This window comes from Marinobacter sp. Arc7-DN-1, from assembly GCF_003441595.1.
Classification (GTDB): Bacteria; Pseudomonadota; Gammaproteobacteria; order Pseudomonadales; family Oleiphilaceae; genus Marinobacter; species Marinobacter metalliresistant.
Map to the genome: position 1 here is coordinate 3,191,227 of NZ_CP031848.1, position 13,153 is coordinate 3,204,379.

The 13,153-nt window shown below is 58.6% G+C and carries 12 protein-coding genes; 5 read left to right on the plus strand and 7 right to left on the minus strand.

Annotated elements, in window-relative coordinates; all coding sequences use genetic code 11:
* The first annotated feature begins 304 nt into the window (after positions 1 to 304).
* The 3 genes from D0851_RS15020 (at position 305) to D0851_RS15030 (ending at position 3,480) form a co-directional block, all read left to right on the plus strand.
* Positions 305 to 1,102 (plus strand): alpha/beta fold hydrolase, encoded by a 798-nt coding sequence (locus D0851_RS15020; RefSeq protein ID WP_117619379.1) that lies wholly within the window; start codon positions 305 to 307, stop codon positions 1,100 to 1,102.
* Between the two features lie 101 nt (positions 1,103 to 1,203).
* Positions 1,204 to 2,289, plus strand: coding sequence for an SMP-30/gluconolactonase/LRE family protein (locus D0851_RS15025; protein ID WP_117619380.1), 1,086 nt, complete (start codon positions 1,204 to 1,206; stop codon positions 2,287 to 2,289).
* Positions 2,290 to 2,496: 207 nt separating this feature from the next.
* Entirely contained in the window at positions 2,497 to 3,480 is a 984-nt protein-coding gene (locus D0851_RS15030; RefSeq protein WP_117619381.1) for an NADP-dependent oxidoreductase, read from the plus strand.
* Positions 3,481 to 3,489: 9 nt separating this feature from the next.
* Here the strand turns inward: D0851_RS15030 and D0851_RS15035 are convergent, their stop codons facing one another.
* From D0851_RS15035 to speA, 5 genes are all read right to left on the minus strand, one after another.
* Positions 3,490 to 5,364, minus strand: a complete 1,875-nt coding sequence (locus D0851_RS15035; protein ID WP_117619382.1) for a cation:proton antiporter — start codon at positions 5,362 to 5,364, stop codon at positions 3,490 to 3,492.
* 21 nt (positions 5,365 to 5,385) lie between these two features.
* On the minus strand, positions 5,386 to 6,177 hold the full coding sequence (gene tcdA / locus D0851_RS15040) for a tRNA cyclic N6-threonylcarbamoyladenosine(37) synthase TcdA (RefSeq protein WP_205422218.1): 792 nt from the start codon (positions 6,175 to 6,177) through the stop codon (positions 5,386 to 5,388).
* A 156-nt stretch (positions 6,178 to 6,333) separates the two neighbouring features.
* Positions 6,334 to 6,972: a ChrR family anti-sigma-E factor gene (locus tag D0851_RS15045; protein WP_117619383.1), complete on the minus strand. Its 639-nt coding sequence runs from the start codon at positions 6,970 to 6,972 to the stop codon at positions 6,334 to 6,336.
* Positions 6,969 to 7,568, minus strand: a complete 600-nt coding sequence (locus tag D0851_RS15050) for a sigma-70 family RNA polymerase sigma factor (protein ID WP_117619384.1) — start codon at positions 7,566 to 7,568, stop codon at positions 6,969 to 6,971. Before D0851_RS15050 ends, D0851_RS15045 begins: the two co-directional genes overlap by 4 nt.
* Positions 7,569 to 7,730: 162 nt before the next feature.
* Positions 7,731 to 9,641 carry a biosynthetic arginine decarboxylase gene (gene speA, locus D0851_RS15055; RefSeq protein ID WP_117619385.1) on the minus strand — a complete coding sequence of 637 codons (1,911 nt, stop codon included), beginning with the start codon at positions 9,639 to 9,641 and terminating at the stop codon, positions 7,731 to 7,733.
* A 211-nt stretch (positions 9,642 to 9,852) separates the two neighbouring features.
* Here speA and speE point away from each other — a divergent pair, with 211 nt between their 5' ends.
* Positions 9,853 to 10,734 carry a polyamine aminopropyltransferase gene (speE, locus tag D0851_RS15060; protein WP_117619386.1) on the plus strand — a complete coding sequence of 294 codons (882 nt, stop codon included), beginning with the start codon at positions 9,853 to 9,855 and terminating at the stop codon, positions 10,732 to 10,734.
* Between the two features lie 64 nt (positions 10,735 to 10,798).
* Here the strand turns inward: speE and D0851_RS15065 are convergent, their stop codons facing one another.
* Together D0851_RS15065 and glnK are read right to left on the minus strand one after the other, a co-directional pair.
* A complete protein-coding gene (locus tag D0851_RS15065) occupies positions 10,799 to 12,067 on the minus strand; it encodes an ammonium transporter (protein ID WP_117619387.1) in 1,269 nt (422 codons plus the stop codon).
* 74 nt (positions 12,068 to 12,141) lie between these two features.
* A complete protein-coding gene (gene glnK, locus D0851_RS15070) occupies positions 12,142 to 12,480 on the minus strand; it encodes a P-II family nitrogen regulator (protein WP_071264623.1) in 339 nt (112 codons plus the stop codon).
* 381 nt (positions 12,481 to 12,861) lie between these two features.
* Between glnK and D0851_RS15075 the strand changes: the two genes are divergently transcribed.
* On the plus strand, positions 12,862 to 13,116 hold the full coding sequence (locus D0851_RS15075) for an accessory factor UbiK family protein (protein WP_117619388.1): 255 nt from the start codon (positions 12,862 to 12,864) through the stop codon (positions 13,114 to 13,116).
* The last annotated feature ends 37 nt before the right edge of the window (positions 13,117 to 13,153 follow it).

Here is a 13,153-nt window from a genome sequence, read left to right on the forward strand (position 1 = left end):
CGATAGCATTAACCTGACAGGTTGAAGCAATGGAAAGACAATCAGGAGGTGTATTATGGAACAGCAGATCTTCGTACCCCATACCGAGGTTGAGCGCAAAAACGTGATTGAGCTCGCCGAGTACCTGAACAGCATCTTTTACTGCTGATCTTTCAGGCGTATTGTCTATGACCTTGATGTCGGGCTTTGCCCGGCTTTTTTTCGTCTTCAGAAAATGACCGCCAATACCGGCACTTGCTCGCGAGACTGGCAGTGGTAATGTATTCGTTTTGAGAATGCAGACCTATCCGGAGACTGACTGCCCATGAGTGTTGCGCTGAATCACCGCATTACCGGCGAAGGCCCGCCCCTGATCCTGTTACACGGCTTGTTCGGATCCCTGGAAAACCTTGGTGGTATCGCCCGGCGCCTTGAGGATCAGTGGCAGGTCCACGCACTGGACGAGCGCAATCATGGTGGCTCTCCTCACACTGAAGCCATGGATTATCCGACGATGGCTGAGGACGTGATTGCCTATATGGACGCTCAGGGGATCGCAAAGGCCAGCCTTCTGGGCCACTCCATGGGCGGCAAGGTAGCGATGCAGATTGCCCTTCAGGCGCCGGAACGGGTGGATAAACTGATCGTGGCCGATATTGCGCCAATCAGCTACAAGCCCCACCACGACGCCATCCTGGAGGGCCTGAATGGCATCGACCTGAACGGTGTGCGATCCCGTCAGGACGCAGACAAGCTGATGGCCGGGTTTGTTGACATCCCGGGCGTCCGGCAATTCCTGTTGAAAAACCTTGAGCGTATCCCCCGGGAACAGCAGGAAGAGGGGGGGGCGATGTTTCGCTGGCGCCTGAACCTTCCTGTCATTGACGCCTGCTACGAGAACCTCGCCAGGGCACCGGAGGGCGAGGGGCCGTTCACCGGCCCGGTGCTGTTTCTCAAGGGTGCGGATTCCGCCTACATCCAGGAAAAGCACCGGGACGATATCCAACGCCTGTTCCCCCAGGCTCAGTTGCGGATTATTCAGGACACCGGTCACTGGCTGCACGCCGAAAAAGCCGATACCTTCGCGGCGTTGTGCGTCCGTTTCCTCAGCGCCGATAGCTGAGCGGCTTCGAAGACCGGCATTTTCATGCTCACCGGCCTGTCTGCTAAGGTTAGGCAATCGCTGATATACGGAATGTACATAACAACAGGCGGGCAGAGTGTATGAAATGGCTGATGGTGGGGTTGCTGGTTGTTTTCCTGCTGCTTGGCAGTTTCCTGCTGACGCCCTCACCCGTTGACAGCAAGGCCTGGGACCCTCCCGCTCCGCCGCCCCTGACCGGGCTGTTGGCACCGAACGAGCGTTTGCGGCTTGCCGATCTGTTGGCCCGGGGCCAGGTTTACGGCCCGGAAGACACCACCATTGGCCCGGATGGCGTGCTTTACACAGGAACCCAGGATGGGTATATCGTGCGGGTGTTCCCGGATGGCCGGGTGGAAAACTGGCTGTCCACCGGTGGCCGGCCTCTGGGCATGGTGTTTGACCACCAGGGCAATCTGATCGTGGCGGATGCCTGGAAAGGCCTGCTATCCATTAGCCCCGATGGTGAGATTACGGTGCTGGCCCGGGAAGCGGAAGGCACACCGTTCCGGTTCACGGACGATGTCGATATTGCCGATGACGGACGTATCTACTTCACCGATGCCAGTTCCCGCTTTGAACAGCCGGACTACCGGCTGGATCTGCTTGAAATGCGGCCCCACGGCCGTCTGCTTCGTTACTCCCGGAAGACCGGCAAGGCCGAGGTTCTGCTGGGTAACCTGCACTTTGCCAATGGTGTCGCGGTATCTCCCGACGGCGATTCCGTGCTGGTTAATGAAACCTGGAAATACCGGATCCTGCGTTACTGGATCCGCGGCCCCAGGGCGGGACAGGCGGAAGTGTTTGCCGACAATCTGCCGGGCTTCCCCGACAATCTGGCGGTGGATGATGAGGGCCGCTACTGGGTCGCGTTTCCGACCCTGCGCAATCCCCAGGTGGACACCATGCATCGGCACCCCTGGCTCAAGGATCTGGTGGCCAAGCTGCCGGACAGTCTGAAGCCGGCGCCCCAGGAGTATGGTCTGGTGATAGCCTTTGACCGAAAAGGGCAGGTCATTACCAGCCTCCACGACACCCGGGGCACGCATCTTCAGGAGATCACATCAGTGAACCCCCAGGATGATTACCTGTACCTCGGGTCACTTCACAACGATCGCATTGGCCGGCTGGCGTTTCAGGCCATTCCGGGCCTCGGAGATAACCAATAATGCCTTACCAAGACATTGCCTGGGACCTGCCGGATCCGTTCACCATCGAGATCACCGTGCGGGGCACCAAAAGAGTTTGCCGGGATTCTCAGACCTGCTGTTGTTGCAGGCGGCAAGGGGCTGTAGGTTTCCTGAGCCCTTTTGTGCTTAACTTCTGCTAGTCTGAAGCAAAGCCAACCCCGTTTAACCTGTTGTCCGGAGATCCTCATGGAAACGACTGCTGATCAGAATACTGAATCCAAGATGCGCCATGTGGTCTACGATCGCTTTGGTGCACGCGATGTGCTGCAGGTGGCTCAATCCGACGTGCCGGCGCCCGCGGCGGGGCAGGTGCTGGTCAGGGTGCATGGTGCGGGCCTTAATCCCATCGATTGGAAAACCCGTAAGGGCCTGGGCTTTGCGGCCCGGCAGATCGAAAATTCCCTGCCCTGGACACCGGGATACGATGTCGCTGGCGAGGTAGTGGCTGTTGGCGATGCTGTCACTACGCTGGCCCCGGGCGACCGGGTGATGGGTATGGTCGGCTTTCCCGCCGGAGGTGGCGGCTACTCGGAATACGCGTTGGCGGCGGCGGATGAACTGGCTATCGTACCGGAGGAGCTGGATCTGGTGTCTGCCGGCGCTTTGCCACTGGCGGCGCTGACTGCCTGGCAGGCCCTGTTTGAGGTCGCCAAGCTGGACTCGGGCCAGAAAATCCTGATCCACGCGGGCGCCGGTGGTGTTGGGCATTTTGCGGTGCAGTTTGCGCTGGAACGGGGGGCTCATGTGATTGCCACGGCCTCTGCCGGCAACCGGGACTTTCTGGCGGAACTTGGGGTCCATGAAGTGATCGATTACCGCACCACGGATATTGCTGAGGAATGCTATGGCCTGGATGTGGTACTGGATCTGGTTGGTGGCGACACCGGCAAGCGTTCACTGCACACCCTCGGCGAACATGGTGTTCTGGTGACAATTCCGACTGTCACCGCCGATGAGATCATCAGCGCAGCTGAAGAGCTGGGCTTACGTGCCCACGGCATGACCGTCCGCCCGGATGTTTTTCACCTGGACGAGATTGCCGAACTGATCGAAGATGGCGACGTGAAGGTGCACATTGACAAGGCTTTCCCGCTGGAAGAGGTCGCGCAGGCCCACGAGCTTCTGGAAGGTGGGCACGTGCGTGGTAAGTTGGTGCTGGACTGCCGCTGAGGCGCTTCCTCAGCCGTCCGTTGAAGGCTCTTTACTGGCTGAAGGCTCCTTGCCGGTTTCTTCCCCGCCATCTTTCTCCTTGCGTTCTTTTCTTGGCTGCGGGGGCACCAGGCTGATCAGGATCCAGTCGTCATCCGGTTTCAGGTCTTCCATACTGCAAACCGGGGCGACGTGTTCCTTGCTGTCGAAGGTGAACAGTACCAGGGCCTGGTTCTGGTACTTCTTCAGGAAATCCTCGTAGCCGAACGATTCGCTCAGCTGGGTGGTCTTTATGGTGTAGCCCTGGCTCACCAGGCTGGCCAGTTTAGCGTAGCTGACGCCGTCAAAGAGTCCCCGTGTCATCTGGATCTTTTCGGCGGTCTGGTGCCGGGCCTTCTGGTCCTGATCACCCTCGGCAAGGCTGTATACACATTTGTTTCCAAACCAGTCAAGGAAGTGGTAGATGGCCAGGGAGTTCATGTGCTTGTAGGGGGAAATCACCAGAAGCTTGCCAATTCCAGTCAGGTCCAGGTGTGTGGAGGCGTGTTCTGAAACCGGGTTGCCGAAGTAAGCCTGAAGGTTTTCCATGCGTGCCTGGCGAACGTTTTCCCAGTTGGTGTCTGCCAGGGTCACCGGTACCTCATATTTTTTCAGAGCCTTTGCTATCATCCGGGCCACCGGATTGGCTCCGAGAATCAGGAAGCCGTATTCTGCCGGCTCAGCGACCTTCAGCAGTCGAGCCACCGGCCTTGCTGTCATGCTTTGCAGGGTGACAGTGGCAATAATCAGTATGAATATCAGCGGCACCAGAGCGCCGGCGCTCTCATAGCCGAGCTTCTGAAGCTGGAAGGCAAACAGGGCAGAAACCGCCGCAGCAACAATGCCCCGGGGGGCAATCCAGCTGAGGAAAAGCTTCTCCCGCCAGTTCAGGTTGGTGCCGATGGCCGAAAGGAAGATGCTCAGGGGGCGGGCGACCAGCATCAGTAGCGCCAGCACTACCACCAGGCCCCAGCCGAGCTCGGCGATGGCGGAAAACTCCACCCGTGCCGCCAGAATGATGAACAATGCCGAGATCAGCAGAACACTGAGGGATTCCTTGAATTCGAGGATACTGTCAATTGGCACCTGCTTCATATTGGCCATCCAGATGCCCATTACGGTCACCGTCAGCAGACCGGACTCGTGGGCCAGTTCGTTGGAAATGGCATACACGCCGAGCATGAAGGTCAGGGTGCCGGCATTATGAAGGTATTGGGGGATCCAGTGCTTGCGCAGTACCATGCCATTGAGGTGGCCGGCTACGGCGCCAATCAGGAAGCCCACCGCCAGGGTCTTGCCGAAAATGTACAGGGAGTGCCCGAACACATTGCCCTGGCCCCAGGAAACAATACCCTCGAACACCAGAACCGCGAGCAGGGCGCCGACGGGGTCAATAATGATGCCTTCCCAGCGCAGGATGTTGGCCAGCTTTGAATCCGGCCGCACGGATCGTAGTAAGGGGGCGATCACGGTGGGACCGGTGACAATTGAAATGGCGCCAAAAAGCAGCGCTACGGCCCAGGAAACATCGAGTACCCAGCGTGCTGCCAGCGTGCCGATGATGCAAGTGACAATGGAGCCCACCGGAATCAGGTTGCGGACCATCTTGCCGTGGCCGCGTATTTCCGCAAAGCGCAGGGTCAGGCTGCCTTCAAACAGAATAATGGCGACGGCCAGTGAAATAACCGGAAACAGCAGATCGCCGAACACGGCCTCGGGTACCAGGAACCCCAGTACCGGCCCCGCAGCGATGCCGCCCGCCAGAAGGAAAACAATGGCCGGCATGCGGACACGCCACGCGAGCCACTGGCAGAACAGTGAGAGAACGCCAATGCTGGCAAGAAGCAGGACAGTGCTGACAGGCATACTGGTTTCAGGTCCGTTGAGTTATTGGTTGGCGCGTCGAGCAATGCGGTTCAGCAGCCGGGACGCTGCAAAGAATCCGAAGCTGGCAGTCACCGGGCTGGCGGCGCCAAAACCGGAGGCGCAGTCGAGCCGGACCGGGCCATCAGTGGCGGGCTTATGCAGGCAGACTTCCCCGTCTCCGGCAGGATACGTCAGCTGCTCGAGGGAGTATACGGCCTCAATGCCAAAGCGCCGTTTCGGGTTACGGGAAAAGCCGTATTCCCGGCGCAGCAGGTTGCGCACCTTGGCCAACAACGGATCCTGAGTGGTTTTGCTCAGATCGGCTACCTGAATCTGCGTCGGGTCGATCTGTCCGCCGGCACCGCCGGCGCAGATCAGCGGGATTTTCCGGCGCTGGCAGTGGGCAATCAGGGCCGCCTTGGCCTTGACGCTGTCGATGGCATCGACCACGCCGGTCATGTCGGCCATGATCAGCTCACCGACGTTTTTGGTGGTCAGGAAACCGAAGTGCACACGGATGTCTGCTTGAGGATTGATCGCCCGCAGCCGATCAGCCATGGCATCGGTTTTGGTGCGCCCGTACTGGCCCTCCAGGGCATGGAGCTGGCGGTTGGTGTTGGAGACACAGACATCGTCCATGTCGATCAGGGTAATGGTGCCAATGCCACTGCGGGCCAGGGCCTCGGCGGCCCAGGAGCCGACGCCGCCGAGTCCGATCACGGCAATGTGGGCGTGGCGAAAGGCCTCCAGGGCGCGGCGCCCGTGCAATCGTTCAATGCCGCCAAAGCGGAAAGCGTAATCGTCGGCGTTCATGGTGTCCCCGTGCTGGTCCTGCTGGAAGCCGGACGGAATCAAAGAACGCAATTGTAACCCAGTGGTGGCGCAGACAAAAAAGCGACCATAAAAAAGCCACGCGAAGCGTGGCTTGCAATAACTACCCGGTCCGACCGGGAGCCGGGCAGGACTGGTTCAGCGGATAAACGGATTGAGCATCCGGGTAAAAGTGCCCGTAAGCTTGACTGGCGCGCTCAGCACAGACAAGGTAATGCAGTCTTCACAGCCAACCGCGACTGGCTTGTGCTCATCCTGATCGGTCAGTACCACGAAGTCCCACTGGTTGAACACCCCTTTCTGATCGGCAAAGGCGCCTTGCAGAACGATGGTCGTTTCCTCACCCCGGTGGGTGTGGGCCGGAGCCTTGCCGCCAGCCGCCAGCTTCTGCAGCACCACCTGGTCTTTCTGGCCAGGGAACCGATCGGTAATATCCAGCACGCTGACATCGCCCAGTTGCCGCTTCCAGGGCAGGCTGTTGAGGTCTTCGCCAAACAGCTTCTGAAGGGCGCCGATCCTTGGGGCCGGTGGCATTGCCGGTTGGTCAGCGGGTGCGCTGTCGATCCTGGCAAGTAGGCTGTCGAACATGCTTTCCGAGACGCTCACCTTCGGCTGTTGCTCCATCATCACAGCGCCAAGACTGTCCAGGGTGTCCACATGGCTGCGGCAATGCGAGCACTTATCCAGGTGGAGTCGGATGCAAAGGGCATGGGGCTCGCTCAGGTTGCCTGCGCTGTACTCCATCAGGCTCAGGCTGTCGGGATGATGCCGTGTCATACGTTCTGATCCTGCAAAATCACTTTCAGTTTGTTCAGTGCCAGGCGCACCCGGCTTTTCACGGTGCCAAGGGGAATGTTCAACTCATCGGCCACCATCTGGTGAGACTTGTTTTCCATGTAAACCTTGGCAATCACCGTAGTCTGTTCTTCCGGAAGATGACTCAGGGATTCGCGAATCCGCCGCTCCGACATCAAACGGTGCAGCGAGGTGACTGGCTCATTCTCGTTTTCGCCAGGGATTTGCCAGAGATCTTCGGTTTCAACCGGCATCTCGGCACTGGTGCGTTGCATCTTTCTCAACATATCAATGCGCTGGTTCCGGGCAATAGTGAAGATCCATGTGGACGCAGCCGCTTTGCGCCAGTCATAGAGGCAAGAGCGCCTCCAGATAGACACAAACACTTCCTGAACCAGTTCTTCCGCGTGGCTTGCCAGACCATTGGCCATGGCGTAGTACTTGATCTGCGGACCGAAATGCTGGAAGAGCGCATGATAGGCCTCACGATCCTGGTCCTTGCCCACTTTCTGCAGCATCTGGCTCCAGGGGTCTTTACGCCCCTCGGAACTGGTTGGCTTCTGATCCAGTGTAGTCACCGGACGCTCCTTGACAGTCGCATGATTTGAGCTTGTTCTGGTCATCATTCTATGCACTCATCCCGGGTTTGTCAGTCTGAGTGTTTACGGGCCGTTTTGTCCTGTGGATCTGTGAATCCGCAAAACCACCGACCGAGACCTGAAGACGGCCAGCCGTTTTAACTATTCTTCCAGATAGGTGTAGCCCTCCAGCCCGGCGGAGAGCTCGGCCAGCAGTGCCGACTGGGTTTCCGGTGTCAGCCCGGATGCCATGAACTTTCGCCGATACGCTTCCAACAGGGCGTCCGGTTCAAAGTTTACGTAACGAAGGACCTTGGCCACGGTATCTCCGGTGATGGGCGCGCCGATCTCGTACCCGCCCTCCGGTGTCAGGCGGACATCCACGGAATGGGTGTCGCCGAACAGATTGTGCATGTCCCCCAGAATTTCCTGGTAGGCCCCGGTCATGAAAAAACCCATGAGTAGTGGTTCTCCGGGCTGGTCTTCCGGTAAAGGCAGGGTGGTTTCAGTGCCCTGGCCATCCACGTACCGGTCGATGCGGCCATCGGAATCACAGGTGATGTCCTGGATCACGGCGCGGCGATTCAGGGGGCGATTCAGGCCGTTGACCGGCATGACCGGGAAAATCTGGTCAATGCCCCAGACATCCGGCAGTGACTGGAACAGGGAGAAATTCACGAACAGCTTTTCCGCCAGTTTTTCGTTGAGCTCGTCGATGATTTCCCGGTGGGCCCGGTTGCTGCTGTCCAGCTGGTTTCGCAGCAGGCGGCAGCAGCGGGTATACAGCGTTTCAGCCTCCGCCCGCTCCTGCAGTGAAAGCAGGCCGTGGGCAAACTGGCCATGAACATCAGCCATGGCATGCAGCACATCGTGGTAGATCTCCGCCAGTGAGCGCGGGGAGCCGGTATCTTCCAGACTCTCCAGGTCGCGCCAGAGATCGTGCAGCGGGGCCGGTGCCTCAGGTTCCGGCCGCTTCGGCACGCGATTTTCCGGCGCTTCGCGATCAATCACGTTGGTCACCAGCACCGAGTGGTGGGCGGTCAGGGCGCGCCCGGATTCGCTGACCAGATCCGGGTGGGGAATGCCGTGGCGGTCACACTCCGCCTGCAGGACATGCACCACGTTGTAGGCGTATTCATAAACGCTGTAGTTCATGGAACAGCTGCTGCGGGAGCGGGTACCCTCATAATCGACGCCCAGACCACCGCCGATATCGACCGTACCGATCGGGGCGCCCATCTGGCGTAGCTCACTGTAAAACCGGGCGCATTCCCTGAGGCCGGTCTGGATGTCCCGGATATTGGCAATCTGGGAGCCGAGATGGAAATGCAGCAGTTGCAGGGTATCCAGTGCATCGGCCTCGCGCAGGGTGTTTACCACATCCAGTACCTGGCTGGCGGACAGACCAAACTTGGATTTTTCACCGCCGGTATTCTGCCAGTTGCCCTTGCCAATGGTCGCCAACCGGGCCCGAACGCCAATCAGCGGTGCAACGCCCAGGTTAGTGGCTTCCTCCAGAATCAGCGGCAGCTCGGACTGTTTCTCCACCACAATAAATACCCGATGGCCCAGGGTCTGGCCAATCAGGGCCAGGCGAATGTATTCCCGGTCCTTGTAACCGTTGCAGACGATCACCGAGCCCGGTTGCCGGGACATCGCCAGTACCGCCATCAGCTCGGGCTTGCTGCCTGCTTCAAGGCCGATCTGTCCCTTCGAGGCGGCGGGCTCCGCAGCCAGCAGTTCTTCAACCACCCGGCGCTGCTGGTTCACCTTGATGGGGTAAACCGCTGTGTAGCAGCCCCGGTACGCCTGCTCATCCGCGACCTTGTTGAAGGCATTGCACAGTTTATTGACCCGGTCGTGCAGGATATCGACAAAGCGGATGAGAACCGGAAGCTGGAGCCCGGATTCGGTCAGTGTACGGGTCAGCTGTGGCAGATTGATCTGAGCCGGGGTGTGGCCCCGGTCCGGCCGGATCATTACCTGGCCCTCGGCGTTGACGCCGATGTAGCCATCACTCCAGTGGGCAATGTTGTAAACCTTGTGAGCCGGGGTGGCGCTGGCTTCGCTCATGCTTGCTATCCTGTCAGGAAACCGGAGCCGGCGGTTGTTCGGTCAGGGGCCGGCCTATGGCCGCCATTGTATGGATTCCCACCCCCGGCTAAAAGAACCGGGTGTGGAAAATATGTGGCCGGTAGCCACGATTATCGCTTTAGCTCACGGTGGGGCACCCCTACAATACGCCCTTTTAACACAGCCCATGGCCCACAGCGGGAGGCAAAACATGACAGCACTGAATGATGGCTGGTTTACCGAGGTATTCCAGGACCAGGGAACGGCGTTCTCCCTGCAGGTGAAAAAGAAGCTCCACGAGGAGCAGACCCCGTTCCAGAAGCTGGAAATATACGAGACCGAGACCTTCGGCAACCTGATGGTTCTGGATGGCTGCGTGATGCTGACCACCCGCGATAATTTCCTGTACCACGAGATGATGACCCACCCGGCCCTGTTTACCCACCGGGACCCGAAAAAGGTGGTGATTATCGGTGGCGGCGACTGCGGCACTCTTAAGGAAGTGCTCAAACACCCGGGTGTGGAAGAAGCCTGGCAGGTGGAAATTGATGAGCGGGTCACCCGTATGTCGGAAAAGTACTTCCCGGAATTGTGCGAAGCCAACGGTGATCCGCGCGCCAATTTTTTCTTCGGTGACGGCATCCAGTGGATCCGCGACATGGCGCCGGGCAGTGTAGACCTCATCATTATCGACAGCACGGATCCGGTCGGCCCGGCGGAAGGCCTGTTTGCCCTGGATTTCTACCGAGACGCCATGCTGGCATTGCGCGAGGGCGGCATTATTGTCCAGCAGAGTGAATCACCGCTGCTGCACACCCATAGCATCATCAAGGACATTCACAATGACATGCGCAAGGCCGGGTTCGAACACGTGCAGACCCTGCCATTCCCGCAACCGGTCTATCCCACGGGCTGGTGGAGTTGCACCATGGCCAGCAAGGAGAACCCGGTAAAATATTTCCGTGAGGAAGACGCCAACAACCGGCCGTTCGTGACCCGCTACTACAATGCCGGAGTGCACCATGGTGCGTTGGCGATGCCCCAGTTCATGGTGGATGCGCTGGAGGATGAGGTCAGGCCAGAGGAGGGTTAAGCCGGCAAAACCAAAGAGGGGTGCCAGATGGCACCCCTCTTTGGTTTTGCGTTGCCAGCGATTGTTACTTGCTGCTGACAAACTCCGGATAGGCTTCCATGCCACACTCGGACAGATCCACGCCTTCGTACTCGTCCTCTTCGCTCACCCGAATACCCATGACAGCCTTGAGGATGCCCCAGACAATCAGGCTGGCGACGAATACCCAGACGAATATGGTGATGGCGCCGATGATCTGGCCGCTGAAGCTGACATCACCGTTGGTGACCGGCACCAGAAGCAGACCCAGCAAGCCACAGGTACCGTGAACCGAGATGGCGCCCACCGGATCGTCGATGCGCAGCTTGTCCATGGTCACGATGCTCAGGACCACCAGGATACCGCCGAAGGCACCGAAGAGGGTCGCAGTCAGGGCGCTCGGAGTGGATGGCTCAGCCGTGATCACTACCAGGCCAGCCAGCGCGCCGTTCAGCAGCATGGTCAGATCAGCCTTGCCAAACATCAGGCGGGCGGTGATCAGGGCAGCAATTGCACCGCCGGCAGCGGCGGTATTGGTATTCAGGAACACCATGGCCACGGAGTTGGCGCTGGCGATATCGCCCAGCTTGAGAACCGAACCGCCGTTGAAGCCGAACCAGCCCATCCACAGGATGAAGGTACCGAGGGTCGCCATCGGCAGGTTGGCACCCGGGAAGGCGCGGATTTCACCGTTCGGGCCGTATTTGCCTTTACGGGCACCGAGAAGGATTACACCAGCCAATGCGGCTGCTGCACCCGCCATGTGAACGATGCCGGAGCCGGCGAAATCGCTGAAACCGAGATCGCCCAGGGTATACATGCCGAAGACAGACGCGCCGCCCCAGGTCCAGGCGCCTTCCATCGGGTAGATAAAGCCGGTCATGAACACTGCAAAGACCAGGAAGGCCCAGAGTTTCATGCGTTCGGCCACAGCACCGGAGACGATGGACATGGCTGTTGCGACAAACACAACCTGGAAGAAGAAGTCAGACGCGCCGGAGTAGATGGAGCCACCCTCGAAGCCGCCGTCCCGGCTGGCGAAGTCACCCAGAACAGCCGCAGTGTCAACGTCTGCGATTCCGGAAAGGAAAATGTTACCGCCGTACATGATGGCGTAACCACTAACCAGGTACATGATGCAGGCAATGGCAAACAGAGCCACGTTCTTGGTCAGGATTTCCGTGGTGTTCTTGGCACGCACCAGGCCGGATTCCAGCATGGCGAAGCCCGCTGCCATCCACATCACTAATGCACCGCACACCAGGAAATAAAAGGTGTCTATAGCATACTGCAGGTGAAAAAGATTGCTTTCCATATGAAGCCCTCCGCACGAGGCTTTTCAGGTTATAAATTTTTTTGCGTTGGCTGATCGAAAAAATCAGAGCTGGTTCAGACCGCTTCTTCGCCGGTTTCGCCGGTCCGGATCCGGATGGCCTGTTGCAGTTCGGTCACGAAGATCTTGCCGTCACCGATCTTGCCGGTGTTGGCTGCCTTGGTAATGGATTCGATGACCTGGTCCAGCAGATTGTCGCCAATGGCAACTTCCACTTTGACCTTGGGCAGGAAATCCACCACGTATTCCGCGCCACGGTAAAGTTCAGTGTGGCCTTTCTGCCGACCGAAGCCTTTGACTTCAGTGACGGTTACGCCTTGCACGCCAATCTCGGATAGTGCCTCACGGACATCATCCAGTTTGAAAGGCTTGATGATCGCTGTCACAAGTTTCATTGCTTTCTCCTTGGTAAAGCCGTCCCAACAGTGAGGGCCCGTCGGCCAGTTGTTGAGGTCGGGATGCTGCCACCTCGCACACCAATTGTGCGGATTGCGTACGAGGGCTTTAGCATCGGGTATGCCAACGCAAAAAAATACATTTAAAACAATAATCTACAATATGCGCGTACCAGAATGGCGCAAAGATCTGCACCAAAATGGAGCGGGTAGCCAGCCGATGAGTCAAATTGGAGCGGACTCACTGGCCGTTCGTCCATTATTATAAGGCCGACCGGGCACAGTATGGCAGGGGCTGCGGTGTGATACACTCCCGCAAACCGGTGAGAGCCCCTCTCTTTTAGTCGAAGCCGGACATTTCTGGAATCAGTGAGGTGATATGTGAAGGGTCCCCAGGATATTTTCGCCCAGTTACAGGGTCAGTTTGGTCAGTTCGTTCCCGATATGGCCCGCGCCGCCCGGGAGGATTTTGAAACCCAGGCCCGGGCAACAGTGATGTCGGTCCTTTCCCGTCTGGAGCTGGTAACCCGGGAAGAGTTTGATGCCCAACAGGCGGTGCTGCTGAAGACTCGTGAAAAGGTGGAGGCGCTCGAAAAACGGGTCGCCGAGCTGGAAAAATCCCTGCAGGAACAATAAACTCCGGATTAGCCCGGCAGGACGCCGGGCATGGTTT